The sequence below is a fragment of the Burkholderia sp. HI2500 genome (genome assembly GCF_002223055.1).
Classification (GTDB): Bacteria; Pseudomonadota; Gammaproteobacteria; order Burkholderiales; family Burkholderiaceae; genus Burkholderia.
In genome coordinates this window covers 152,487-176,785 of record NZ_NKFL01000007.1, presented here as the reverse complement: position 1 = coordinate 176,785, position 24,299 = coordinate 152,487, and the positions used below count along the sequence as shown (strand labels likewise).

The following is a 24,299-nucleotide window of genomic DNA, read 5'->3' as shown; positions in this document are numbered from 1 at the left end:
ACATGCCGGCATGATTGCTGCCTTCACCCTCGACCTTCCTTAGCGCATCACCGCCGAAAAGAAGATTGCGCCGATGTAGAGCGCAATGCCGTAGTACAGGTGCGAGATCACGCCCTGGCGACGTGCCGCCCAGGGATCCGGCGTCCGCGAGCACAGGACACCCATGCCGAACGCAGGAACGACGATGAAGAACGGCACCGCGAGCGTCAGAAGACCTGCAGCGATTGCAACTGCCCACGTCGGATTGGCAATCCAGTCCGTGCCGCCACCAAGCAGGATCGGCAAGAAGCCAAACGCAGCGCCCAATGCGTAATGTGCGATCCAGCCGATCGCTTTTTCGCCCGGAATCGGAGGCGACGCGAAAATCGGCTTGTGGAAGAATTGTCCGCGTGCCATGTGCCCAATCCAGCGGCCCACGACATCAAAGCCGTAGTTCGGCAGCTTGAACGCCTTTTCGAGGAATATGGCCCACAAATCCGACAGCGCCGTGGCAATCAGACCGATAAAGACGCCTGCGATGATGATGTCACTCATGTTTTTTCTCTCAGGATTCTAGACACGAGGCGTGTCGACGCCACCTGCATCGGGTGAGGCGTTCCACGTATCAGGACGAAGCCATCATCGAAGGATCGAACGATGGCAGTTCACGTCGCTCCGCCATCGCTGAAACGCCCTGCTCGCTCGACGCCTACTGCGCGTTCAGAATCATGTTCAGCACGCGTCGCAGCGGTTCAGCCGCCCCCCAGAGCAATTGATCGCCCGTGGTCAACACGCTGTACATCCGCGGCTCGACGTTGAGGCGACGCAGTCTGCCCACACCGATCTTCAGCGATCCGCTGACGGCGGCGGGCGATAATCGATGGATCGTTTCCTCCCGGGTGTTCGGCACAAAATCGACCCACTCGTGTGCCCCGCGAATCAACCTTTCGAGACGATCGAGTTCGACGTTCTCCTTCAGCTTCAGCGTGATCGCGGCCGAGTGGCTCTGCAGCGCAGCGACGCGAACGCAGAGTCCGTCAACTCTAATCGTGCCCGGCGGCAGCCCGAGAATCTTGTTCGTCTCGACTTCGCCCTTCCATTCCTCGCGGCTCATGCCATTGCCGAGGTCGCTGTCGATCCACGGAATGATGCTGCCCGCGAGCGGCGCGCCGAACGCTTCGATCGGGTAATCGCTGGCGCGCGATGCTGCCTGTGCTTTCGCCAGCACATCGAGCACGGGCGTGGCGGGTGCGGCAAGATGGTCGTCGACCCGTCTGGCGACGGCCGACATCTGGCCGAGCAGTTCCTTCACATGCTGTGCGCCGGCGCCCGACGCCGCCTGGTACGTCATCATGCTCATCCATTCGACGAGTCCGGCGCGAAACAGTCCGGTCAGGCCGATGAGCGAGAGCGTGATCGAGCAGTTGCCGCCGATATAGTTGCGCACGCCCGCGGCGATGCCGGCCTCGATCTGCTCACGGTTGACCGGGTCCAGCACGATGATCGAGTCGTCATCCATCCGCTTCGCGGACGCCGCATCGATCCAGAAGCCGCTCCAGCCCGACGCGCGCAGTAACGGATAAACCGCCTTCGTATAGTCGCCTCCCTGACAGGTGATGACGATATCCATCTCGCCCAGTCTTTCGACCGAGTTCGCGTCGAGCAGAGCGTGCTCGACGCCAAGCGGGTCACGATACGTGCGCCCTGCAGCGGACGTGCTGAAATACGTCGGCGATATTCTGGAAAAATCGCCCTCGTCGCGCATCCGCTTCAGCAGCATCGAACCGACCATGCCGCGCCATCCCACCAATCCGACCTTCATCATTGCTTCTCCTGCTTCATTGAAATCATGTCGATCCTGTTCAACCTTGGTATTCAAGATGAATCAGCGGGTACGGCCTGCCTTGATCGTCGACGGGGGAACGGCCAATGCGCCGGAAGCCCAGGTTTTCATAAAACCCGATTGCCTGACCGTTCTGTTCATTAACGTCAGTCGTCATGTTCGGGTGAAGCGTCAAGCCGTGGCGAACCAGCGCCGCGCCAATGCCAGTCCCTCGACACGCCGGATCAACGAATAACGCCTGCATGTGCCCGTGTTCGATGAACATAAAGGCCAACGGATAATCATTGGCATCGACGGCGAGCCAAAGCGGCACTTGAGGCAAAAAGCCGCATACCATCTCGTCAATCGCGCGGCGATCCTCCGGTGACAAAAAATCATGTGTCGCATCAACTGCACGCCGCCAGATTTCCACTGCGCGCGCACCGTCTTCGGGCCGAGAGACCCTGATCTCACTCATTTTCATATTCGCAGTCGTTGAATAATTCAAAACCCGTACGACGCAGGTTTCCACTCTCGATCAACCCACGGCCACCTTGACCGGCCGCCCGTGGCAGGCCCCGATGAATATTTCGGATGACTCATTGGCTGAAACCCGCCCGTACACGCCAACCGCAACGATGGGGCGAAACCGGCCGGTTCGGGAGACGGCAGCGCTCAACGCGACGATCCCGCCATCGCGTAGCCCGCGACCGTCCTCGCGACCACTTGCCGTTACGTGACAACCTTCAAGCCCGCCCACGCATCAGCTGCATGGCGACCTCTGCCACGCGTTGCCCCAGATGGCTTGCCGTCGCCAGATCCGCTTCCGGTGGCGCGATATCGGCCGCCTGATCGACGTTGGATTGCGCCCCTGCACCGAGCCAGAATCCGAGACGGTTCAAGTCCTGATCCGAGCCGGTCGTCGAATTGTTCGCGGGCGGCAGTGCAAGGTTGACCCAGTGCATGCCGTGCTGGGCGGCAAACAGCGCAATCTGGATCAGGGTGGCAAGCTTGTCGCCGGCGTGAGCGCCCGAGTTTGTAAACCCTGCGGCGACCTTGTCTTTCCATGCGCCTTTGGCCAGGACCGCATTCGAGGTCGCCTCCTGAAAAGTCTTGAATGCTGCAGACACGCTGGCCATATAGGTGGGCGAGCCGAAGATGATGCCGTCAGCCAATGCCAGATCGTCCCAGCGAGAAGACGCCTCCTCGGTGGTCAAGAGAAGCGCTTCCGCGCCGTGAATGCGTTCTACACCGGCGCGCACCGCATCAGCCTGCCTGGCAGTGTGGCCATACATGCTGTGATAGATGATTGCGATTCGGACAGTCGACATACCTGCTATTCCTTTGGACGTACGGCCGAAGCCGATGGCTCGCGACGGGCAAGCATTACCCCTGGGGCCGGCCAGCAGGCAGGCCCCATCGGGAAGAAAACAGAGCGTTGATGTTCAGTCGCCGGAACTAGCCGATGAGCTGATCCAGTTTGTCCAGAAAGCGCGGCCAGGCCGCGCCGAGGCGCACGTAGCTGAGTGCCGTCGGAGACGGAAAACCCGACTGCTCCATGTGCAGCAAGGTGCCGCCCTCATGTGGCGTCAAGGTCCAGGTGACGATCGTCTTCAGACCGCTCGCGGATTCCGTGCCATCGCCCCAGCGATAGCTGAGCAGCCGTTCCGGCTCCACCGCGATGACCTGGCAATTCGTGATACCCGACCATCCGGGCAACGGCTGCGCGCGCAGCGTAAAGCGGTGACCGACCTCAGGCACAAAGTCGTTGGCCATCAGCCACTCCTCGATCAACCACGATTGCGTGAGCGCGCGCCACACCTTGTCGGGCGGATGCCGAAGATTCCGCTCCACGACCAGGCTGTGCGATTCTCGCGATGCCGTCATGTGTCTATCCGGTCCAGCAAGTCCGACAACGCGTCGATTCGATCCCGCCAGAAGACGCCGTAGACACCGATCCAGTCGACCAAGGGCGCGAGTCCCTCCGGTCGGGCACGGTAATAGGTTTCTCGTCCTTCCGGGCGCCCTTCCACCAGCCCGGCCTGTCGCAAGACGGCCAGATGCTTGGACACGGCGGGCTGCGATACGCCCGCATGCGCGGTCAATCGTCCGACGGTCTGCTCGCCTTCATGCGAAAGCCGTTGAAAGATTGCCCGGCGGGTCGGTTCGCCCAACGCGGCGAACAGGTCGTTGGCAGTAGGGTCCAATGCATAGCTCAAAAGTTATGAATCTCAATGATAACCGTAGAGTTATAGATTTTCAACCCTGCCGCCCGATGTTTGAGCGGGCAATCGGGGCGTAGTGGCAATGTTCTCGAGCGTTGATCCCGATGCCGGGATCGGCATGCGACAGTGAATGGCCGTTCCGGGGCGACGCGAACGGCGCTGAACGCGCCGTTGCGGTCGGTGCGATGCACTCGTTGTGATGCACGGAAGCCCAGCGATCGCACTCAAAGCGTATAGACATCCACTGACGCCAAGTTCACCGATCATTCGATTGATTGCAGGCGGCCGGACCGACCGTCGTTAGCTGAATCGACGGCGTTGCACCGGTGTGCAATCGTCATCCAGGGCCCAGTGGGTGGTGCGCGGCAGTATCTGTGTGCCGCCTACCCATCGCGGTACGTCGCAATGATCCTGCCAATTCGCGTTTGCTTGCAGCACCTGCTCGCCAAGCGGCGTCAGGCCAACGATGCACCTTTCGCGCTCGGGATGGTCGTCATGGATCTTGATCAGCGGACGGTCGCCTTCTGCCAGCGGGCGCATCATCGCATGGAACATTGCGTCACCGAGGAACGGCAGCGGATCGCGACACAGGTTCAACTCGGCGAACACCTGCGACAACGCAAGCCCGTCACCGTCGCGAATGATCTCCAAGGCGAGTCTTTCCGTCAGACCGAGGCCATCACGTACCGATGGCAATTCCTGCAACTGGCGTTTCAGTGCCGGGGCCAACAGCGGAAGGCTGGGACTCGCCTCTTTGCAAAGCGCGGCCCAGGCAAGTGGAGTCGCATCGCGATAGGCGTCCCAAGCCTCGCGAGCGAGCGAGAACACGTCGTCAGTCAGCTCACGACGGCGTGGCCAAAGCCACGCAAGCACCTGCGGCGCCAATTGCCCCATGCCGACGAATCGATCGACGCCCGGCACGCTGTCGACCTCGACCAACTCCAGCGATTGCGGCCGTCCCGTCATGTTGGCAAGCACAGCTATCAGGAAAAGCTGATCGTAAGCATCCGCTTCGCACCACAGTACGGCGTGCCTGGCCCGGGACAGCTGCGACAACGCGCCATACTCGGTTAGCGCGCGCCGTCGAACCGTCGCCAGCGGGATGCCGAAACACTGGCTGATGAATTCGCAACGCGTGTCGATGAATGCTTCCGGCTCCAACCTGGGAACGGGTCCCATGCAGTACGGATCGGCGAACACGTGGAATTCCCCCCGAAACCCGGCCACGCCCAGACCATGCGCGATGTCGTTGCCACAACGCCAGTGCTGGGTATCAGCCGTGTCATTGGCGGCAAATTCCGGATGCCGTGCGGCGAACTCGATGGCATCCGCATGAGACTTGAGTTTCGGCCAGCTGGCAAATCCCAGTTCGCGAGCGATCAGCCATTGAGCGTCAGCAAGCACGGGGGAAGCCGCACGACGCAAATTTTCGCCTGGTCCGCCAACCGGAATTCCCGCCTGGAGCTGCTTGAGAAGTTGCTTGGCACGCTTGCGCTGCCGAACGAGGTCGATGTGACCGTTTTGCGCCGTGGCGCGAGGATCTTGAGGCATACGATCTCCAAAGGCAGCCGTATCCGCTTGTCGGCTGGGAGTCGCATGAATATGCGGTGAGACGGTCGACCTGGGTGTGAACCCTTTCCGCGGAATGGAGGCGCGGTGATACGCCGCTGCTGACTGTATCACAAGCACAAACAAGTTGCCGCATCGTCGCCCGATCGATGTCGCGCGAATCGACCGGGGAGCTGCCCCGAGGGACGCTCGGCGACTTCGTTGGCGAGGCATGCGATTGATCGGCCGATGAAAAAGAAAAGAAAAACTGTAGCGCGGGTACTGCCAGGTTGTTGCGAGGCCGGCAAATATCAGAGCCCCTCCAATTAACTTCACCTCCATACCATTTCAATCAGTCGAATCAGACTTCGGCAACCCGTGAAACTCGAATATTCTTCGGTAAATTTCCTCAACGGTATCACGCTTTTTTTCGTTGTAAGATTGAACATTATCAACGCGATTTTTCGCCAGCGCTTTCGTCAGTGCGTAGTGCTGTCGATCTTCAGGGTGTGAGCAAAGCCAGTCCCGAAAGAGAATGTGACGAACATGCTCCGGGCAATTCGGGCCAAACACATGCAGATTCACGCGCGGCGAATCCAGACGAAGCATCCGATGCTGATACCACGACAGTTCACGAACCGTGAGCGTATAACCCATCGCCTCCAGCACGGGCACATACAACGCTTCCGCGTGCGGATTCTCGACTATCAAATCGATGTCGATGACTGGTTTCGCGGCGAGCCCAGGTACGGCAGTGGAACCAACATGCTCGATGTTCAAAAAATTTCCCGCCAGAGCGGTTTCAATGTCAGCTTTCAGCGCAAGAAATAATTCCGGCCACTTCGAATCATATGGTACTACCTCGATCGACTCGATCTTTGGTACGCCCCAAACCCACGGATTCTCATTCGGGTCGCCGGTCTCAAATACAGTTATCTCATCCGATAACAGCCGCGAACTATTGCTGCCTACCATATCGATCACCCTCTTCAGTTTTCCGAATTGGCTATTGTCGCATCACTCACCCCCGGACAATCCCTCCGCACACAAAACCGCACAATTTTCGATATACCCAGAGGACAAACGCTGCACATAAAGCATAAAAAACACAATTACCGGATAAAACCCAATTAGATCTTTTGTGAAATATTGAACATCGCCCCAGCCAGATCATTGATGGCTAATTTTATGGCGAACGCCGCAGGGAAAGAACATGAAATGCTCCAGCAAGCATTTCCGCCACTCTGCAACCATATTGGCATTTAGGCTGCAAAAACCCCGTGCTAACATCCGCTCGATGTTACCGGTACCAATCCGGTGCGCAACAATGAACGAGGCCCCTTCGGAGACAGCCCGCCATGTCACAGCCCCCTCGCCGCCTGCGCAGCCAGGAATGGTTCGACGATCCCGCGCATGCCGACATGACCGCGCTCTATGTCGAGCGCTTCATGAACTACGGGTTGACGCGCGAGGAGTTGCAGTCGGGCCGCCCCGTGATCGGCATCGCGCAGACCGGCAGCGACCTCGCGCCGTGCAACCGCCACCACATCGAACTGGCCGAGCGCACGAAGGCGGGCATCCGCGACGCGGGCGGCATTCCGATGGAATTCCCCCTGCATCCGCTGGCCGAGCAAAGCCGCCGCCCGACCGCCGCGCTCGACCGCAACCTGGCCTACCTCGGGCTGGTGGAAGTGCTGCACGGCTTTCCGCTGGACGGCGCGGTGCTGACGACCGGTTGCGACAAGACCACCCCCGCCTGCCTGATGGCGGCCGCGACCGTCGACCTGCCGGCGATCGTGCTGTCGGGCGGGCCGATGCTCGACGGCTGGCACGACGGCAAGCGCGTCGGCTCGGGCACGGTGATCTGGCACGCGCGCAACCTGCTCGCCGCCGGCGAGATCGACTACGAAGGCTTCATGCGGCTGACCACGGCTTCGTCGCCGTCGATCGGCCATTGCAACACCATGGGCACCGCGCTGTCGATGAACAGCCTGGCCGAGGCGCTCGGCATGTCGTTGCCGGGCTGCGCAAGCATCCCCGCCGCGTACCGCGAGCGCGGCCAGATGGCGTACGCCACCGGCAAGCGCGCGGTCGAGCTCGTGCGCGAAGACGTGCGCCCGTCGGCGATCATGACGCGCGCGGCGTTCGAGAATGCGATCGTCGTCGCGTCCGCGCTCGGCGCCTCGACCAACTGCCCGCCGCACCTGATCGCGATCGCGCGCCACATGGGCGTCGAACTGAGCCTGGACGACTGGCAGCGCCTCGGCGAGTCCGTGCCGCTGCTGGTCAACTGCATGCCGGCCGGCGAATACCTCGGGGAGAGCTTCCACCGCGCCGGCGGTGTGCCCGCGGTGCTGCGCCAGCTCGATGCGGCCGGCCTGCTGCGGCGCGACTGCGTGACCGTGTCCGGCCGCGCGATCGGCGAGATCGCCGACACGGCGCAGGACGCCGACCACGATGTGATCCGCACGCCCGACGCGCCACTCAAGCATGGCGCCGGCTTCATGGTGCTGTCGGGCAACTTCTTCGACAGCGCGATCATGAAGATGTCGGTGGTCGGTGAAGCGTTCCGCCGGACCTATCTGGCCGAGCCGGGCGCGGAGAACACGTTCGAGGCCCGCGCGATCGTGTTCGAAGGCCCCGAGGACTACCACGCGCGCATCAACGATCCCGCGCTGAACATCGACGAGCGCTGCATCCTCGTGATTCGCGGCTGCGGCACGGTCGGCTACCCGGGCAGCGCGGAAGTCGTCAACATGGCGCCGCCGGCCGAACTCGTGAAGCGCGGCGTGAGCTCGCTGCCGTGCCTGGGCGACGGGCGCCAGAGCGGTACGTCGGCCAGCCCGTCGATCCTGAACGTGTCGCCCGAGGCGGCGGTCGGCGGCGGCCTCGCGCTGCTGCGCACGAACGACCGCATTCGCGTGGACCTGAATCACCGCAGCGTCGACGTGCTCGTGGACGAGGATGAACTCGCGCGCCGTCGCGAGACGGCGAGCTTTACGGTGCCGCAGGCGCAAACGCCGTGGCAGGCACTCTATCGCCAGTTCGTCGGCCAGTTGTCCACCGGCGGCTGCCTCGAACCGGCCACGCTGTACCTGAAGGTGATCGAGCAGCGCGGCAACCCGCGCCATTCGCACTGACCCTCCCTGCCCACGACCCTTGCCGAGCCGACCATGCGTACTCTTTCCGTTTCCGACTGCCTGCCGCACGACCTGGCGCAAGCGCTGCTGATCGGCCGTGTGTGGCGGCACGACGGCGCCCATGCGGGCCCGAGCGTCGTTGCCGTGCGCGACGGCGAAGTGATCGACATCACGCGCACCGTACCGACCACCGCGGACCTGTTCGACCGCCCCGACGCCGCCGCCCTCGCCCGCACGGCGCCCGGCGAATCGCTCGGCCGCGTCGAGCCGCTGCTGCAGGCGGCGCTCGACGGCACGCGCGGCGCGACCCACCTGCTCGCGCCGTGCGACGTGCAGGCCATCAAGGCCTGCGGCGTGACCTTCGCCGTCAGCCTGATCGAGCGCGTGATCGAGGAACAGGCCGGCGGCGACCCCGTGAAAGCAGCGGACGTGCGCGCGACCATCGCGGCCACCATCGGCACCGATCTGTCGAAAATCGTGCCGGGCTCGGACGCCGCGATGCGGCTGAAGGCGGAACTCGAGCGCCGCGGCGCGTGGTCGCAATACATGGAAGTCGGCATCGGCCCTGATGCCGAGGTGTTCTCGAAGGCGCAGCCGATGTCGGCGGTGGGCTTCGGCGCGGACGTGGGGCTGCTGCCGGTATCGGTATGGAACAACCCCGAGCCGGAGATCGTGCTCGCGGTTTCCAGCGACGGCAGGCCGGTGGGCGCGACGCTCGGCAACGACGTGAACCTGCGCGACATCGAAGGCCGCTCGGCGCTGCTGCTCGGCAAATGCAAGGATAACAACGGCTCGTGCGCGATCGGCCCGTTCGTGCGGCTGTTCGATGACGGCTTCACGCTGGACAGCGTGCGCGAGGCCAGCGTGTCGCTGCGCGTCGAAGGCGCGGACGACGGCTTCGTCCTCGACGGCATCAGCCACATGCGCGAGATCAGCCGCGACCCGGCCGACCTCGTCGCGCAGACCTGCGGCGCGCATCACCAGTATCCGGACGGCTTCATGCTGTTCCTCGGCACGATGTTCTCGCCGATCCAGGACCGCGACGCGCCCGGCGGCGGATTCACGCATCACCTGGGCGACCGCGTCACGATCTCCACGCCCGCACTCGGCGCGCTCGTCAACACCGTGCGGCTGTGCACCGAGATCGCGCCGTGGACCTTCGGCGTGCGCGCGCTGTATGCCAATCTGGCCGCCCGCGGCCTGCTTGCGCCGTAAGGCCCGGGGCCTCGATGCCCCCATCGACATCGACGAGCAGCGGATCGACGGCAAGACCACCCCCTCACGCACGCGGTTGCGGTCACGCGTTGCGCGGATGCGTGCCGCGCCGATGCGGCCGCCCGGCGAAATCATGCAAAATACGCCCCATCTGAGATGCGGAGACGCGCCCGTGGGGATCAACTTCGACTTGAACGACTTGCAGGCGTTTCGCGCGGTCGTGGAAACGGGCAGCTTCCGAAAGGCCGCGGAATCGGTCAGCATTTCCCAGCCCGCGTTGAGTCGCCGGATCGACAAGCTCGAGGAAGCGCTCGGCGTGCGCCTCTTCGAGCGCACCACGCGTCGCGTCGCGCTCACCACGGTCGGCCGCGTGTTCGCGCAGAGCGCCGAACAGCTGCTCGACGATCTCGACGCGGCCCTGCTCGGCATTCGCGACGTGTCGTCAAGCCGCCTGGGCCACGTGACCATTGCGTGCGTGCCGTCGGTGGCCTACTACTTTCTGCCGGCCATCATCGCGCGCTATCATCAGCGCTTTCCGCGCATCCGGGTCAAGCTGCTGGACGCGAGCGCGAACGAGGTGCTGGGTGCCGTCATCAGCGGCGAAGCCGATTTCGGCGTGAGCTTCATGGGCAGCCAGGAAGCCGAGATCGAGTTCAAGATGCTGCTCCAGGAGCGGTTCGTCGCCGCCTGCCGCCGCGACCATCCGCTCGCGCGCAAGAAGCGCGTGACCTGGAACGAACTGTACGAGCACGATTACGTGTCGGTGGACAAGACTTCCGGGAACCGCCTGTTGCTCGACCAGGCGCTCGCCGCCGTGGCGCCGCGTGGGCCGAGCGTGTGCGAAGCGCGCCACGTGACGACCCTGCTCGGCTTGATCGAGGCGGGGCTCGGCGTCGCCGCGGTGCCCTCGATGGCGATGCCCGGGCACGACCACCCCATTCTCACGAGCGTGCCGCTCGTCGAGCCGGTCGTCAAACGGCGCGTAGGCATCGTCAAGCGGCGCGGACGGCCGCTCACGCCGGCCGCCGAAGCATTTCACCGGATGATCGTCGACGCGAAGCGTGACGGCATCGCAAGCAGCGATGCATCGGTGTGACAACGACACAAGAGACACGAAGGAAGACCGTTCCGTGAGGTTGGCCAGGCTGCTCAAATCGCTCTACGTGCAGGTCCTGCTCGCGATGCTGCTCGGCGTGACCGTCGGTCACGCATGGCCGGCCGCAGGCGCGATGCTCAAACCCCTCAGCGACGCGTTCGTCGGCCTCGTGCGGATGACCATCGCGCCGATCGTCTTTTGCACGATCGTCTCGGGCATCACGTCACTGGCGAACGGGAAGGCCATCGGCCGCACGATCGTCCGGGCGCTGGCGCTCTTCTATCTGCTGACCGCCGTCGCGCTCGCGATCGGGCTCGTCATCGCGTTCGTGCTGCGCCCCGGCGCCGGCCTGCACATCGACGTGCATCATCTCGATGCGAGCATCCTCGCACAGTACGCGAAGGAGGCGCAGCCGCGCGGGCTCGTGGCATTCGGGCTGAGCGTGATCCCCGATACGATGCTCGGCGCGTTCGAGCAAGGCGAGGTGTTGCCGGTGCTGCTGCTGTCGCTGCTGTTCGGCTTCTCGCTGAATGCGCACCGGCGGGCCGGCCAGCCCGTTCTCGCGCTGATCGACGGGGTCGCCCAGGTGATCTTTCGCGTGCTCGCGATGATCATGCGGCTCGCCCCGCTCGGCGCATTCGGCGCGATGGCCTTCACGGTGGGCCGCTTCGGGATCGGTTCGGTCGGCTCGCTCGCGAAGCTGGTGGTGTCCTTCTATGCGGCCTGCGCGCTGTTCGTCGCGCTGGTGCTCGCGCCGCTCGCGCGGCTGCACGGCTTCGCGCTGTGGCGGCTGTTGCGCTACCTGCGCGAAGAGTTGCTCATCGTCCTCGCGACGTCGTCGTCGGAGCCCGTGCTGCCGCGCCTGATCGTCAAGCTGGAATCGCTCGGGTGCGACAAGGGCGTCGTGGGGCTCGTGCTGCCGGCGGGTTATTCGTTCAACCTGGACGGCACCGCGATCTATCTGACGCTCGCGGCCTTGTTCATCGCGCAGGCATGCGACGTGCCCCTTTCCGCGTCGCAGATCGCCTTGATGCTCGCCGTGATGCTGGTCACGTCCAAGGGCGCGGCCGGTGTTTCCGGTAGCGGGCTGGTCGCGCTGGTCGCCACGCTCGCCGTCATGCCCGACCTGCCCGTCGCCGGCGTGGCACTGCTGGTCGGCATCGATCGCTTCATGTCCGAGGCGCGTGCGCTGACGAGCGTGATCAGCAACGCGTGCGCGGTGATCTTCGTGTCGATGTGGGAAGGTGCGTGCGATCGTGCGCGTCTTGTGCAGCGGCTCGCTGCCGGCGGGCCGGTCGCCCCGAACGGGGTCGATGCGGACCGTGCCGCCGCGGATGCCGGCGGCAACGGTGACGGTGACGGGAAGGCGGTCTGACGCCAACCTTCCCGTCGATCAGGCTCAATGAGCGGGGACGGAATCCAGCCCGGTCGATTTCACGTCGGCCTGCACGTCGGGCGACGCGAGATAGTCGAGCAGCGCCTTCGCTTCCGCCGGATGCTGCGCGCCGACGGGGATGCCGGCCGCGAAGCGCGTGACCGACTGCAGCGATTCGGGGATCTTGCCGACGAAGGTCGCCCCCTTGACCGGCAGCAGCTCGCTCACCTGCTGGAAGCCGATCTCGTAGTCGCCGTTCGCGACGACCGATGCCACCGGAATCCGCGGAATCATCTTCGCCTTCGACTTCACCTGGTCCTCGATGCCGAGCTTCCTGAACAGCTCGCGTTCGATATACACGCCGCTCGCGCTGTCCGAGTAGGCGATCGACTTCGCGTGCAGCAGCGCCTGCTTGAGGCCTTCGGGGGAACCGACGTCGGGTTTTGCCGAGCCGTCGCGCACGACCACGCCGATACGCGAGTCGGCCAGCTCGACGCGCGATCCGGGGATGACCTTGCCCTGCTTGATCAGGTCGTCCAGCGCATAGCCGACCATGATGACGGCGTCGGCGGGCTCGCCGCGCGCGAGCCGGTTCGGAATCGCCTCGGGCGACTTGCCCATCGACGGGCCGAGCGCGGTATCGAGCGTGTTGCCCGTGGTGGCAGCGAACCGGGGGCCGAGCAGCTTGTAGGCGGCGGTGAAGCCGCCCGAGCTCATCACGTGCAGTTCGGCGGCCTGCACGTTGGCAGCCACTGCCGTGGCCAGGACGAGCGCGGCCGTGCAAAATTTCGGGAGCAGGTTTCTCATGATCGTGGTCGTGGTCGTGCGGATTCGTAGGTGTTGGCAAGCATTCCGGATGGATCGGGCATCAATGCGCCGGCGTCAGCGTCGCCGTGTGGCGACGATAGAGCGCGAACGTCGCAAGCAGCGCGCACACCGCGGCGAAGCTCATCCAGTAGCCCGGTGCGGCCTTGTCGCCCGTCGCGTGAATGAGCGCGGTCGAAATGGCCGGCGTGAAGCCGCCGAACACGGCCGTCGCGAGGCTGTACGCGAGCGAGAAGCCTGCGACGCGCACCTGCACCGGCATCACCTCCGTGAGCGCGACGACCATCGCCCCGTTATAGATCCCGTACATGAACGAGAGCCACAGGAGGACGAGCAGCATGTTGACGAACGACGGCGCGTGCGCGAGCAACGACAGCGCCGGGTAGGCGGTCACGACGGTGAGCACCGTCATGCCGACCAGCAGCGGCCGGCGGCCGATCCGGTCGGACAGCGCCCCGCCGATCGGCAGCCACACGAAGTTCGACACGCCGACGCAGAGCGTCACGAGCAGGCTGTCGGCGGTGCTCAGGTGCAGCACCGTCTTGCCGAAGGTCGGCGCGTAGACCGTGATCAGATAGAAGCTCGTGGTGGTCATCGCGACCAGCATCATGCCGGCCACCACGACGCCCCAGTTCTGCACCAGCGTACCGAACACTTCCTTCATGCCCGGGCGATGCTTGCGCGCCTTGAACTCCTGGGTTTCCTCCAGGTTACGGCGCAGCATGAAGATGAACGGCACGATCATGCAGCCGACGAAGAACGGCGCGCGCCATCCCCATGCGGCGATGGCCGACGCGCTCAGCCATTGATTGAGCGCAAAGCCGAGGCCCGCCGCGACGACGATCGCGACCTGCTGGCTGGCGGATTGCCAGCTCGTGAAGAAGCCCTTGCGGCCGGGCGTCGCCAGTTCGGCGAGATAGACCGAGACGCCGCCCAGTTCCGCGCCGGCGGAGAAGCCCTGCAGCAGCCGCCCGAGCAGCACGAGCGCGGGCGCCAGCAGGCCGATCGTCGCGTAGCCCGGCACGAACGCGATCAGGACGGTGCCGCTCGCCATGATGGACAGCGTGACGATCAGGCCCTTGCGGCGGCCGACGTCGTCGATGTACGCGCCCAGCACGATGGCGCCCAGCGGCCGCATCAGGAAGCCGGCGCCGAACACGGCGAAGGTCATCATCAGCGACGCGAACTCGCTTTGTGCGGGAAAGAAAACGTTGGCGATCTGCGTGGCGTAGAAGCCGAACAGGAAGAAGTCGAACTGCTCGAGAAAATTCCCGGCGGTGACGCGGAAAACCGCAGCGGCCTTCGAACGTGCGTTCGGAAGGCTGGACGAGGGGTGCATCGGGTGTCTCCTGAAAATCCGGAAATACGCGGGAGGGGTGGATCGATTGTCGTTTTCCGGCATGTTCGCTCGTCGCCGCGCAAACGATAAGTGCAATTTTTGGAAGGATTGATGTCGATGGGTTATCAATCGACGTGCCGGCGGCGCGTGTCGCCGCGCATCGTTCCGGGCGCGGTGAACGCCCGATGCAACGCTTTGCCGGATGGGCCACGCGGGCTCGCACACGTTTGCGCTCCCGAGCGCGATTGCCCGCGCCCACTGGCGGCCCCGCCGGCCTCGATTTTCTGTTAACCGTGCCGTTAACCCGGATTTGACCCGCGCCGGAGCCGTTGCAACCGGCTGCCCATACGAGCACGAGCATGCCCGCAACCACCTCGATCGAGAAAATCGCCGACTGGGCCGGACGCAACCATCTTGTCGTCGGAGCATTGGGCACGTTGATGTCGCTGGCGGCGCTCGGAATCAGCGCGGCGACACTGTGGATCGGGCGCAGCGAAGTGATCGAGCATGCTCACGAGACGTCGCGCAACGTCGCCGCCGTGCTGGTGAGCCAGATCGCGCGCACCGTCGAAACGTCGAACAACGCACTGGTCGCGCTCGCGTCCGATCTCGGCAAGCCCGCGGTGCGGCGCATGGATGCCGGGCTGCGGCATGACCTGCTGTTCGAGCGCACCGCCGCGCAATACGTGACCGGCATGGGCGTGACCGACCGCCACGGCCAGTTGATCGACGGCTGCTGCGGCACGACCCATCGTTGGGATTTCAGCGATCGGGACTACTTCAAGGTCCATCGCGATGCCGACAACGTCGGCCTCTACGTGTCCGAGGCCTATCGCGCACGCTCGCGCGGCGACAAGGAATCGATCGCGCTGTCGCGGCGCATCGAACGGCCGGACCATACGTTCAACGGCATCGCGGTGGTCGCCATCGACATCGCCTATTTCGAGCAGCTCCTGTCCGGCCTCGATGTCGGGCCGAACGGGGTCAGCGCGATCCTGCGCGCGGACGGTGCGATCCTCGCGAGAAATCCGTCGTTGAACGACAACCAGATGAACCACCTGCGTCGCTCGAAAGCCTTCGACCGGATGGTGCACAGCGAATCGGGCTTCTACCCCGCGCGTTCGGTCATCGACGGCACCATGCGGCTGTATACGTACCAGCGGGTGCCGGGCACGCCACTGATCGCCGTCGTCGCGCCGGCCGAGCGCGACGTGCTGGCGAGCATCACGCGCCTGTCGTGGACGGTAGGCGTGTCCGCCACCGTGATCAGCGCATTCTTCTGCGCGGTGGTCTGGCTGCTGGCGTTTGCGCTGCGGGACAACCTGCGCAAGCAGACGCTGCTCACGGATCTCACGCGGACCGATCCGCTGACGGGCTTATGCAACCGCCGCGCGCTCGATATCGCGCTCGCCGACGAATGGGAACGGCTACAGCGCGGCAGCAACGGCAGCCTGTCGATCCTGTTCATCGATGCCGACCACTTCAAGCAGTACAACGACCGGCACGGGCATGCGGAAGGCGACACGGCACTGCGCTTTCTCGCCGAATGCATCCGCACCCACACGCGGCGGCGCGGCGATCTCGCCGCGCGCTACGGCGGCGAGGAGTTCGTCGCGGTGCTGCCGGACACCGACGAAAGCGGGGCCGCGCAGGTCGCGGAGGCGATTCGCCGCGAAGTCGAACGCAACCGGCTCGACGGGTTCGCGGAAACCGTGCCGGCCTTCACCGTCAGCATCGGCTGCGCGACCGGTCATCGCGCGCGTCCCCCGTCCGTGCATGCGCTGTCGCATCAGGCGGACATGGCGCTTTATCGTGCGAAGCGCGAAGGCCGGAACCGCGTGTGTTGCGCAGAAACCGAGCAACACGCTCGCGTGGCCTGACCGGCCACGGATCGGGTCTGCATTTTTTCGGCAGCGGAGCACACGCAAACGATTGCCTCGGAAAACGGTCCCGAATTGTTCATGCACCAATCAGATAATAAGGAAAACTACTCGATGTCAACGAAACTGGAACTCTCACATGAATGATCAACGATTAACGGTTCGCACGAAGCTGACCCTGGCTTTCAGCCTCCTGACGTGCATGGTTCTGCTCGTCTCCATTCTCGGCATCGTATCGCTCGGCAATGCGAACGCGGCATTCGAAAATTACGTCAACGGCACCAACGCCCGTGCAATCCTGGCGGACAAGGTTCGCGTCGCGGTCGACCGGCGTGCGATCGCCGCCCGCAACCAGGTGCTCGCGACCGCACCGCGCGACGCGGACATCGAGAAGGACGCGGCGCTGCAAGCCGACCGCGAGGTCGGCGCGCTGCTCGGCGAACTGACGAATGCGGTCCGCGAGGGGAGCGGCGCGACCGACAAGGCCCGCGAACTGGTCCGGCAGATCGGCGCGGTCGAAGCGCAGTACGGCCCCGTGGCGCGCGCCATCGTCGACGCGGCGGCAAACAACCGGCGCGACCAGGCCATCACGATGATCAACGAACAGTGTCGGCCGCTGCTGGCCAGGCTTGTCACCGCCACCGACGCCTATGCGACGTTCGCCCGCACGCAAGGCGCGCAACTGGTAACGGAATCGGCCGACCGCTATGCATCACAGCGGCTGATGCTGATCGTCATGTGTATCGCGGCGGCAGCCGCCGCCGCGATCCTGGGCGTCTTCATCACCCGCGGCCTGCTGCGCGCGCTCGGCACGGAGCCTGCCGCGCTCAGCGACATCGCGCGCCGTATCGCGGCCGGCGATCTCGGTACCGGATCGTCGACCGGTGCCGCGCCGGCCGGCAGCGTCCTGGCTTCGATGCGCGACATGCAGGCGAACCTGACCCGCCTGATCGCGGAAGTCCGCACTGCATCCGGCAATGTCGCGACAGGCGCCGGCGAAATCGCGTCCGGCAACCAGGACCTCTCCTCCCGCACGGAACAGCAAGCCGCCTCGCTGCAGGAGACCGCCTCGAGCATGGAGCAGCTGACCTCCACCGTGCGCCTGAACGCCGACAATGCGCAGCAGGCGAGCGGGCTGGCCAACAACGCGTCGGAAGTCGCCCAGCGCGGCAGCACGGCAGTCGGCCTGATGGTCGACACAATGACGGACATCCGCGCCAGCTCCACCAAAATCGCCGAGATCACCGCGATCATCGAAGGGATCGCCTTCCAGACCAACATCCTCGCGCTCAACGCGGCCGTGGAGGCCGCCCGCGCGGGCGAACAGGGCCGCGGCTTTGCCGTGGTGGCCAGCGAAGTCCGAAGTCTCGCGCAGCGTTCGTCGGGCGCCGCGAAGGAAATTCGCGAGCTGATCTCGGAATCGGTCCGGAAAATCCAGGACGGCTCGCAGATCGCGAACAACGCCGGCGAGACGATGACCCAGGTCACGCATGCGATCGCGCGCGTGACCGACATCATGGGCGAGATCGCGGCCGCGTCGAACGAGCAGAGCCGCGGCATCGAGCAGGTCAATCTGGCCATTACGCAAATGGATGAAGTCACGCAGCAGAACGCGGCGCTCGTCGAACAGGCCGCCGCCGCCTCGAAGTCGCTCGAGGAACAGGGAGGCCGGCTTGCCGAGGCGGTATCGCTGTTCCGGCTCGACACGCGGGCGGCCGGCGCCTAGCCTCCCGCCGCGCGCGCCCTCGATCGACGCGTCGAATCCGTCGCCCGACATGCTCAGCACCCGAAATTAACCAGATAGTGGGAATTCGCGCGCCTTGCATTCGACGCGAAACAAATCCGTAACGGCCGCGTAACGATCCATCACCACAATTCGCCATCTTCGACCATCAGGATGGAGTCTTGCATGTTTGCGTCACGAAGCCGTTTCCCGCTGCACGTCGCAGCCTTGTCGAGTGCGATCGTGCTGGCTGCGTGCGGCGGCGGCGATGATGTCGCGTCGACCAGCACCCTGGCGGCGGCCGTTCCCGCGCCGCCCGCCGACCCCGGCTTCGTCGACAGCGCACCACTTCCGAGCGTGCCCGCGTTCGTCGACAACGTCGCGACCAACCAGCGCGGCGATGCGCGCTATGCGACGCTGTCGACCAACGCCGCGGTGCGCGTGGTGAGCCGCTTCCTCGATCTCTGGCAGCCGGCGACGATGCTGGTCGACGCGGGCGTGAGCGCGCCGGCGTTCGGCACATTCCCGGCCATCTCGCCGTCGACCTGCTCCGGGCTGCCGAACAGCGGCGTGTCGTGCGGCACGATCCTGAACGATGCGGTGCTGTCGGCCAACGTGCAGTACGTGATCAACGCGACGACCGCTCGCACGCCGCAGCAGGCCGATGCCGCGTACTACGACGACCGGCGCGGCAAGGGATACAGCGTGACCGACGGCATGGGCCCGCTCACCGCCGCGTGGCGCACCGCGGCCCAGCAGACGACCAGCATCACCAGCGTGCCCGCCGATGCGACGACGGTGCTGTACAACGACTCGGGCAACAACGTCGGCGTCGGCAGCAGCGGCAACGCCAGCTTCGGGAAAGTGGTCGACCTGCTCAACGAAATGGGCAACAACGCATCGACCGAACCGTCGAAGCGCTTCTTCAAATATGCGCGCCCGTACCGCTGGAGCACCAGCGTGGTGGTCGCGCCGACGCTCGTGCCGGCGGAAAGCACGACGCCCGCGACCGACGGCGGCTTCATCAGCGGCCACACGGCCGAGGCGGTGCGCGATGCGACGACGATGGCGTGGCTCGTGCCGGAACGCTTCCAGGAAATGGTCAGCCGCGGCCTCGAACTGGGCGAGAACCGGATTCTCGCCGGCATGCACTCGCCGCTCGACGTGATCGGCGGACGCATGCTCGCGCTGGCCGTCAGCGCGGCGAACCTGACCGCGTATGCCGATGACGCACAGACCGCCTATACGCAAGCCCACCAGGCGCTGCAGCAACTGACGGGGACGAGCGCGACGACGTTCTCCGCCTTCGCCCACTCCAGTACGACGGCCACCGACCGGTTCGCCGACTACGCGACGAACAAGGCCGCGTTCCTGCGCCGCATGACGTTCGGCTTCGCCGCGATCGAATCGACGGACGCGCCGCCGGTCGTGCCCAAGGGCGCGGAGATCCTGCTGCAGACGCGCTTCCCGTACCTGAGCGCCGACCAGCGGCGCGTCGTGCTGAAGACCACCGAACTGCCGTCCGGTTATCCGGTCATGGACGATGCGGAAGGCTGGGGCCGCCTGAACCTGTTCGCGGCCGCCGACGGCTACGGCGCGTTCAACGGCAACGTGATCGTGTCGATGGATGCGTCGCAGGGCGGGCTCAATGCAGCCGACCTGTGGCGCAACGACGTCGCGGGCGCCGGCAAGCTGACGCTGCAAGGCAGCGGCACGCTGACGCTGGCGGGCAACAACCGCTACACGGGCGGCACGCAGGTGAGCGGCGGCACGCTCGCGGCCGCGTCGACGACGGCGTTCGGCAACGGCGACGTGTACGTCGGCTCGGGCGGCGGCGTGAAGATCGCAGCCAATGCACCGGTGACGATCGCGACCCGCTATACGCAGCTCGACAACACGACGCTCGAACTCGACATCGACGGCAACGGCGGCGGCCGCCTGCGCGTGGGCGGCCCGCTCACCGTCACGGGCGGCACGCTGCGCGTGAAATTCGTGAACGGCTACGCGCCGAAGGCCGGCGACACCATCGCGCTGATCGACGGCGCGGCGGCGGCCGCGAAGTTCTCGACGGTGACGGTCGACGGGTTCAAGGCCACGCCGGTTTATACCGCGACGGGCGTGTCGGTCACGCTGTCGGCGGCGTAGCACGCAGCGGGCATCGATCCTGGTAGCGAGGCCGCACGAGGGCGGCTTCGGCTTGGGCGTGGGCGTGGGCTTGGGATTGGGCCTGTGCCTGTGCCTGTGCCGGGGCCTGGGCCTGAGCTTGGGCCTGAGCTTGGGCCTGGGCTCACGCGAAGCGGGCGGGCGTCGCTGCAGCTCGATGATCGTCGGCAGGTTGAAGTCGCGGACATCCGGCGTGGCGCCGCCCTGCCGCCGGTTCACCTCAGCACGGAGTTCCAGCGCACGCGCCCGCGTCTCGGCGAGCAACCGCAGCGCCTCGCCGAGCAAGCCCTTCTCCCGTTCCGGCAGTTGATCGCCGCGGCTCGTCCATCGAGCGCCATTCGAAGCCTCAGATCGTCTGCCCGTACGACTCGCCATCTCAAATGGCGACCGCGCCGAACCGGACGACCGCCGTGCCGTCGGGCCCATCTCAAAATTACGATTGCAAATGCCTCTCATTTGCATTAAATTGCCGCGCAAATGTACTGTTTGGAACACAGATGCCGGCGCCAGGCCGCCCGCCGTGCCCGAACGCGAACGACACAAAAAAGGAAAAGGACGGGTATGAGCAGGAGGAACTGGGCGGCCGCACCGATGGCCATCGTCGTCGGCACGGCCGGCATGGGCGCCGCCGACGCGCAGGAAACGGCGCTGCCCGCCATCGAGGTGTCCGCGCAACGCGCGACGGCGCCGTTCCGCACGCGCGAATCGACGAGCGCGACGCGCAGCGAGGCGGACGTGATGGAGATTCCGTTCGCGGTCAGCAGCGTCGATACGAAGCTGATCCAGACGGTGGCCGCCACGCGCGGCGACGATCTCTACGACTGGGTCGCGGGCGTCTCGCGCCAGAACAACTTCGGCGGCCTGTGGGACAACTACGCGGTGCGCGGCTTCGCCGGCGACGGCAACACGTCCGGCACCGACTACCTGGTCAACGGCTTTTCGTGGAATCGCGGGATGAGCGTGCCGCGCGACACCGTCAACCTGGAGCGCATGGAAGTGCTCAAGGGGCCGGCGTCCGCGCTGTATGGCCGCGGCGATCCGGGCGGGATCATCAGCTATACGACGAAGCAGCCGCAGTTCGCCCGCGCGAACACCGTCGGCGTGTCGGCCGGCAGCTACGGCGCGTTGCGTCAGACGCTCGATTCGACCGGCCCCGTCACGAAAACGCTCGCGTACCGCTTCGTCGCGATGAACGAGAACAACGGCAGCTTTCGCGACACGGTGTCGAGCAAGCGCTACCTGTTCTCGCCGTCGTTCACGTGGGACATCGGCGCGGACACGACGCTCCACTACGAATTCGAGAGCGCGCGGCAGCGTGCGCCGCTCGATCGCGGCGTGCTGGCGGTCAACGGCCAGCTAGGCGTGATCCCCGCGTCGCGCTTTCTCGGCGAGCCGCGCGACGGCGACTACGACGTGCGCAACACGGGCCATCAGTTCACCCTCGAGCACCGCATCGATTCCAGCTGGTCGATCAATGCCGGCGTCGCGCAACGCAACACCGACCTGTCGGGGCGCTCGTCCGAGGCATTCGCATTGCAGCCGGACGGCCGCACGCTGTGGCGCCGCTACCGGCAAGTCGCGTTTCACTCGAACGACCTCCAAGGCCGCGTCGAAACCACCGGCACGTTCCGCACGGGCGGCATCGGCCATACGCTCGTGATGGGCGTCGACGCGTATCGCTTCAACTACGACCAGTTCGTCACGCGCTCCACGCCGAGCGCCGCGGCGCCGTATGCGATCGACATCTTCGATCCGGTCTACGGCCAGCCCGCGCCCGCGCCGCGCACCGCGACCAACCTGCTCGAACGCGATAACGGACAAGGCGTCTACGCGCAGGACACGCTCGCGTTCGGGCCGCACTGGAAGATCCTGGCCGGGCTGCGCTGGGATCGCTTCCACCAGTCGATCGACAACCGCCTGAAGGGCGTGACGACGAGCCAGCTGCAGACCGCGGTGAGCCCGCGTCTCGGCGTCGTGTATGAAATGAGCCCGGCGTGGTCGTTCTATGCGAACACCGCGTATTCGTTCCGGCCGAACAACGGCGCGGACGTCGGCGGCAACGCGTTCGATCCCGAGAAAGGCCACGGCTACGAAGCCGGCGCGAAATGGGCGAGCACGCGCTCGCTCACGACCGTTTCGGCGTTCTACGTCACCAAGCGCAACGTGCTGACCGCCGATCCGGCGAATGCCGGCTTCTCGCGCGCGGCCGGCGAAGTACGCAGCCGCGGTGTCGAATTCGAATGGAGCGGCGACCTCGGGCACGGCCTGCGCGGCCTCGTCAACCTCGCGTACGTCGATGCCGAAATCACGCGCGATACGGTGCTGACGCCCGGCGCGCGGCTCGTCGACATACCGCGCCTGAGCGGCAGCGCGCTGCTGATGTACGAGACGACCCTGCCGTTCGCGGACAAGGCCGGCGCCGGCGCCGGCGTGATCTATGTCGGGCGCCGCGCCGGCAACACGGCCAACACGCAGGACGGCTTCGAGCTGCCGGCCTACGCGACCGTCCAGCTCAACGGCTACGTGCAGGTCAACAAGCACCTGCGTGCGTCGGTCGTCCTGAACAACCTGTTCAATCGCACCACCTACGTCAGCTCGTACAACAGCCTGTGGGTCACGCCGGGCGCGCCGCGCAGCCTGTTCGCGTCGCTCGCGTACTCGTTCTAGCGCGGCCGGGACGGCTGACGCGACGCGCATCGCGCGTCAGCCGCCGACCACGAACCGCGCGCCCAGCGCGAGCAGCAACGCAGGCGGCATCACGCACGCGCCGACCGCGAGGAATGCGCGGAAACCGACCTGCAGCCCTTCGCGCCGGATCGCCGCCAGCCACAGAATCGTCGCGAGCGAACCGGTGATCGACAGGTTCGGGCCAAGATCCACGCCGATCAGAATCGCGTCGACCACCGTCTGCGGGCTGTGCGCGGCGTGGATCGTCGAACTCGCGATCAGCCCGGCGGGCAGGTTGTTGACCGCGTTCGACACCAGCGCGACCGCGACGCCGGCCACGGCCGCCGCGACGTGCTCGCCGCTTTGCATCAGCAGGTGCAGCAGGCCCGCCAGCGCGCGCACCGCGCCGGTCCGGTCGAGCGTCTCGACGACGACGAACAGCCCCGCGACGAGCGGCAACACGCTCCATGAAATCGCGCGCACGATCGGCACGCACGCCGCGCGATCCCGCATCGCCACGCACGCGACCGTGACGACGGCCGCCAGCGCGGTGGGCAACCCGAGCGGGCGATCGGCGACCGACACCGCCATCAGCGCGACGGCCGTTGCGGCGATGCCCGCCAGCGCGATGCGGCCGCCGCTGGTCAGCGGCTGCACCGGCAGCCCGGACTCGCAACGGCCGGACAGCGCACGCCGCTGCACGATCCGCAGCATCACGAACGTGCAGACGATCGACGCGACGGACGGCGCCGCGAAGTGCGCGAGCCAGACGCCGAGCGCCGGCATGTGTGCACCGTACAGCACCAGGTTCGCCGGATTCGAAATCGGCAGCACGAAACTCGCGGCATTGGCGACGAGCGCGCAGCTGTACAGCTGCGGCATCGGGTCGGCCTTCGCGCGGCGCGCGGCGGCAAGCACCGCGGGCGTCAGCACGACGGCGGTCGCATCGTTCGACAGGAACACCGTGGTGACGACGCCGACCCCGTAGATCAACGCGAACAACCGCCGCGGCGAGCCCTGCGCGAGATTGACGACGTGCGTCGCGACCCAGTCGAACAGCCCCTCGCGACGAGCCGCCTCGGACAGCAGCATCATGCCCGTCAGGAAGAGGTACACGTCGCCGCCTTTCGCGACGGCGTCCAGTGCCTGCGCCGCGGGCAACAGGTTCAACACGACCAGCAGCAGCGCGCCGCTCACGGCCCAGATGGCCTCGGGCCAGCCGAACGGACGCGTGATGACGCCCGCGGTGGCGAGCGCGGAAATCAGCCAGGCAAGCGAAACAGGATTCATAGGCAAGTGGAT

The 24,299-nt window shown here is 65.6% G+C and carries 19 protein-coding genes; 8 read left to right on the top strand and 11 right to left on the bottom strand.

What is annotated here, in order from left to right; genetic code table 11:
• Positions 1 to 39: 39 nt before the first annotated feature.
• The 8 genes from CFB45_RS33130 to CFB45_RS33095 all read right to left on the bottom strand — a co-directional run bounded on the left by CFB45_RS33130 (position 40) and on the right by CFB45_RS33095 (position 6,549).
• Entirely contained in the window at positions 40 to 534 is a 495-nt protein-coding gene (locus CFB45_RS33130) for a DUF2938 family protein (RefSeq protein WP_089429362.1), read from the bottom strand.
• A gap of 154 nt (positions 535 to 688) precedes the next feature.
• The gene (gene asd / locus CFB45_RS33125) at positions 689 to 1,801 is read right to left on the bottom strand and encodes an aspartate-semialdehyde dehydrogenase (RefSeq protein ID WP_217481516.1); all 1,113 of its coding nucleotides are present in this window, start codon (positions 1,799 to 1,801) and stop codon (positions 689 to 691) included.
• 40 nt (positions 1,802 to 1,841) lie between these two features.
• Entirely contained in the window at positions 1,842 to 2,279 is a 438-nt protein-coding gene (locus CFB45_RS33120) for an acetyltransferase (protein WP_089430089.1), read from the bottom strand.
• A gap of 268 nt (positions 2,280 to 2,547) precedes the next feature.
• Positions 2,548 to 3,132 carry a flavodoxin family protein gene (locus CFB45_RS33115; RefSeq protein WP_089429360.1) on the bottom strand — a complete coding sequence of 195 codons (585 nt, stop codon included), beginning with the start codon at positions 3,130 to 3,132 and terminating at the stop codon, positions 2,548 to 2,550.
• A 127-nt stretch (positions 3,133 to 3,259) separates the two neighbouring features.
• On the bottom strand, positions 3,260 to 3,688 hold the full coding sequence (locus CFB45_RS33110) for an SRPBCC family protein (protein WP_089429359.1): 429 nt from the start codon (positions 3,686 to 3,688) through the stop codon (positions 3,260 to 3,262).
• Positions 3,685 to 4,008 carry an ArsR/SmtB family transcription factor gene (locus tag CFB45_RS33105; protein ID WP_089429358.1) on the bottom strand — a complete coding sequence of 108 codons (324 nt, stop codon included), beginning with the start codon at positions 4,006 to 4,008 and terminating at the stop codon, positions 3,685 to 3,687. The genes CFB45_RS33110 and CFB45_RS33105 overlap by 4 nt, the downstream gene beginning before the upstream one ends.
• A gap of 318 nt (positions 4,009 to 4,326) precedes the next feature.
• Complete coding sequence (locus CFB45_RS33100) at positions 4,327 to 5,577, bottom strand: DUF1835 domain-containing protein (protein WP_089429357.1); 1,251 nt, start codon at positions 5,575 to 5,577, stop codon at positions 4,327 to 4,329.
• A gap of 345 nt (positions 5,578 to 5,922) precedes the next feature.
• Positions 5,923 to 6,549, bottom strand: coding sequence for a GrpB family protein (locus CFB45_RS33095; protein WP_089429356.1), 627 nt, complete (start codon positions 6,547 to 6,549; stop codon positions 5,923 to 5,925).
• Positions 6,550 to 6,932: 383 nt separating this feature from the next.
• On the opposite strand from CFB45_RS33095, the gene CFB45_RS33090 reads away from it, so the two are divergent.
• The 4 genes from CFB45_RS33090 to dctA all read left to right on the top strand — a co-directional run bounded on the left by CFB45_RS33090 (position 6,933) and on the right by dctA (position 12,400).
• Positions 6,933 to 8,714, top strand: coding sequence for an IlvD/Edd family dehydratase (locus CFB45_RS33090; protein WP_089429355.1), 1,782 nt, complete (start codon positions 6,933 to 6,935; stop codon positions 8,712 to 8,714).
• A 33-nt stretch (positions 8,715 to 8,747) separates the two neighbouring features.
• On the top strand, positions 8,748 to 9,929 hold the full coding sequence (locus CFB45_RS33085; RefSeq protein WP_089429354.1) for a fumarylacetoacetate hydrolase family protein: 1,182 nt from the start codon (positions 8,748 to 8,750) through the stop codon (positions 9,927 to 9,929).
• 172 nt (positions 9,930 to 10,101) lie between these two features.
• Positions 10,102 to 11,025 carry a LysR family transcriptional regulator gene (locus CFB45_RS33080; RefSeq protein WP_089430088.1) on the top strand — a complete coding sequence of 308 codons (924 nt, stop codon included), beginning with the start codon at positions 10,102 to 10,104 and terminating at the stop codon, positions 11,023 to 11,025.
• Positions 11,026 to 11,059: 34 nt separating this feature from the next.
• Positions 11,060 to 12,400 (top strand): C4-dicarboxylate transporter DctA, encoded by a 1,341-nt coding sequence (gene dctA, locus CFB45_RS33075; protein ID WP_089429353.1) that lies wholly within the window; start codon positions 11,060 to 11,062, stop codon positions 12,398 to 12,400.
• A 24-nt stretch (positions 12,401 to 12,424) separates the two neighbouring features.
• Here dctA and CFB45_RS33070 read toward each other — a convergent pair whose 3' ends face one another.
• Complete coding sequence (locus tag CFB45_RS33070) at positions 12,425 to 13,207, bottom strand: substrate-binding domain-containing protein (RefSeq protein WP_089429352.1); 783 nt, start codon at positions 13,205 to 13,207, stop codon at positions 12,425 to 12,427.
• A gap of 61 nt (positions 13,208 to 13,268) precedes the next feature.
• Positions 13,269 to 14,564, bottom strand: a complete 1,296-nt coding sequence (locus CFB45_RS33065) for an MFS transporter (RefSeq protein WP_089429351.1) — start codon at positions 14,562 to 14,564, stop codon at positions 13,269 to 13,271.
• Between the two features lie 359 nt (positions 14,565 to 14,923).
• Here CFB45_RS33065 and CFB45_RS33060 point away from each other — a divergent pair, with 359 nt between their 5' ends.
• The 4 genes from CFB45_RS33060 (at position 14,924) to CFB45_RS33045 (ending at position 22,997) form a co-directional block, all read left to right on the top strand.
• A complete protein-coding gene (locus CFB45_RS33060; protein WP_089430087.1) occupies positions 14,924 to 16,444 on the top strand; it encodes a sensor domain-containing diguanylate cyclase in 1,521 nt (506 codons plus the stop codon).
• Positions 16,445 to 16,583: 139 nt separating this feature from the next.
• Positions 16,584 to 18,170 carry a methyl-accepting chemotaxis protein gene (locus tag CFB45_RS33055; protein WP_089429350.1) on the top strand — a complete coding sequence of 529 codons (1,587 nt, stop codon included), beginning with the start codon at positions 16,584 to 16,586 and terminating at the stop codon, positions 18,168 to 18,170.
• A gap of 183 nt (positions 18,171 to 18,353) precedes the next feature.
• Entirely contained in the window at positions 18,354 to 20,312 is a 1,959-nt protein-coding gene (locus CFB45_RS33050; protein ID WP_089429349.1) for a phosphatase PAP2 family protein, read from the top strand.
• 579 nt (positions 20,313 to 20,891) lie between these two features.
• Complete coding sequence (locus CFB45_RS33045; RefSeq protein WP_089429348.1) at positions 20,892 to 22,997, top strand: TonB-dependent siderophore receptor; 2,106 nt, start codon at positions 20,892 to 20,894, stop codon at positions 22,995 to 22,997.
• 36 nt (positions 22,998 to 23,033) lie between these two features.
• On the opposite strand, the gene CFB45_RS33040 is transcribed toward CFB45_RS33045, so the two are convergent.
• Positions 23,034 to 24,287, bottom strand: coding sequence for an arsenic transporter (locus CFB45_RS33040; protein WP_089429347.1), 1,254 nt, complete (start codon positions 24,285 to 24,287; stop codon positions 23,034 to 23,036).
• Between the last annotated feature and the right edge of the window lie 12 nt (positions 24,288 to 24,299).

What these genes read in the sequence shown, in the direction of transcription:
- CFB45_RS33130 (WP_089429362.1), bottom strand. Translation starts at nt 534, where the DNA reads ATGAGTGACATCATCATCGCAGGCGTCTTTATCGGTCTGATTGCCACG.
- asd (WP_217481516.1), bottom strand. Translation starts at nt 1,801, where the DNA reads ATGAAGGTCGGATTGGTGGGATGGCGCGGCATGGTCGGTTCGATGCTG.
- CFB45_RS33120 (WP_089430089.1), bottom strand. Translation starts at nt 2,279, where the DNA reads ATGAGTGAGATCAGGGTCTCTCGGCCCGAAGACGGTGCGCGCGCAGTG.
- CFB45_RS33115 (WP_089429360.1), bottom strand. Translation starts at nt 3,132, where the DNA reads ATGTCGACTGTCCGAATCGCAATCATCTATCACAGCATGTATGGCCAC.
- CFB45_RS33110 (WP_089429359.1), bottom strand. Translation starts at nt 3,688, where the DNA reads ATGACGGCATCGCGAGAATCGCACAGCCTGGTCGTGGAGCGGAATCTT.
- CFB45_RS33100 (WP_089429357.1), bottom strand. Translation starts at nt 5,577, where the DNA reads ATGCCTCAAGATCCTCGCGCCACGGCGCAAAACGGTCACATCGACCTC.
- CFB45_RS33095 (WP_089429356.1), bottom strand. Translation starts at nt 6,549, where the DNA reads ATGGTAGGCAGCAATAGTTCGCGGCTGTTATCGGATGAGATAACTGTA.
- CFB45_RS33090 (WP_089429355.1), top strand. Translation starts at nt 6,933, where the DNA reads ATGTCACAGCCCCCTCGCCGCCTGCGCAGCCAGGAATGGTTCGACGAT.
- CFB45_RS33085 (WP_089429354.1), top strand. Translation starts at nt 8,748, where the DNA reads ATGCGTACTCTTTCCGTTTCCGACTGCCTGCCGCACGACCTGGCGCAA.
- CFB45_RS33070 (WP_089429352.1), bottom strand. Translation starts at nt 13,207, where the DNA reads ATGAGAAACCTGCTCCCGAAATTTTGCACGGCCGCGCTCGTCCTGGCC.
- CFB45_RS33065 (WP_089429351.1), bottom strand. Translation starts at nt 14,564, where the DNA reads ATGCACCCCTCGTCCAGCCTTCCGAACGCACGTTCGAAGGCCGCTGCG.
- CFB45_RS33060 (WP_089430087.1), top strand. Translation starts at nt 14,924, where the DNA reads ATGCCCGCAACCACCTCGATCGAGAAAATCGCCGACTGGGCCGGACGC.
- CFB45_RS33055 (WP_089429350.1), top strand. Translation starts at nt 16,584, where the DNA reads ATGAATGATCAACGATTAACGGTTCGCACGAAGCTGACCCTGGCTTTC.
- CFB45_RS33050 (WP_089429349.1), top strand. Translation starts at nt 18,354, where the DNA reads ATGTTTGCGTCACGAAGCCGTTTCCCGCTGCACGTCGCAGCCTTGTCG.
- CFB45_RS33045 (WP_089429348.1), top strand. Translation starts at nt 20,892, where the DNA reads ATGAGCAGGAGGAACTGGGCGGCCGCACCGATGGCCATCGTCGTCGGC.
- CFB45_RS33040 (WP_089429347.1), bottom strand. Translation starts at nt 24,287, where the DNA reads ATGAATCCTGTTTCGCTTGCCTGGCTGATTTCCGCGCTCGCCACCGCG.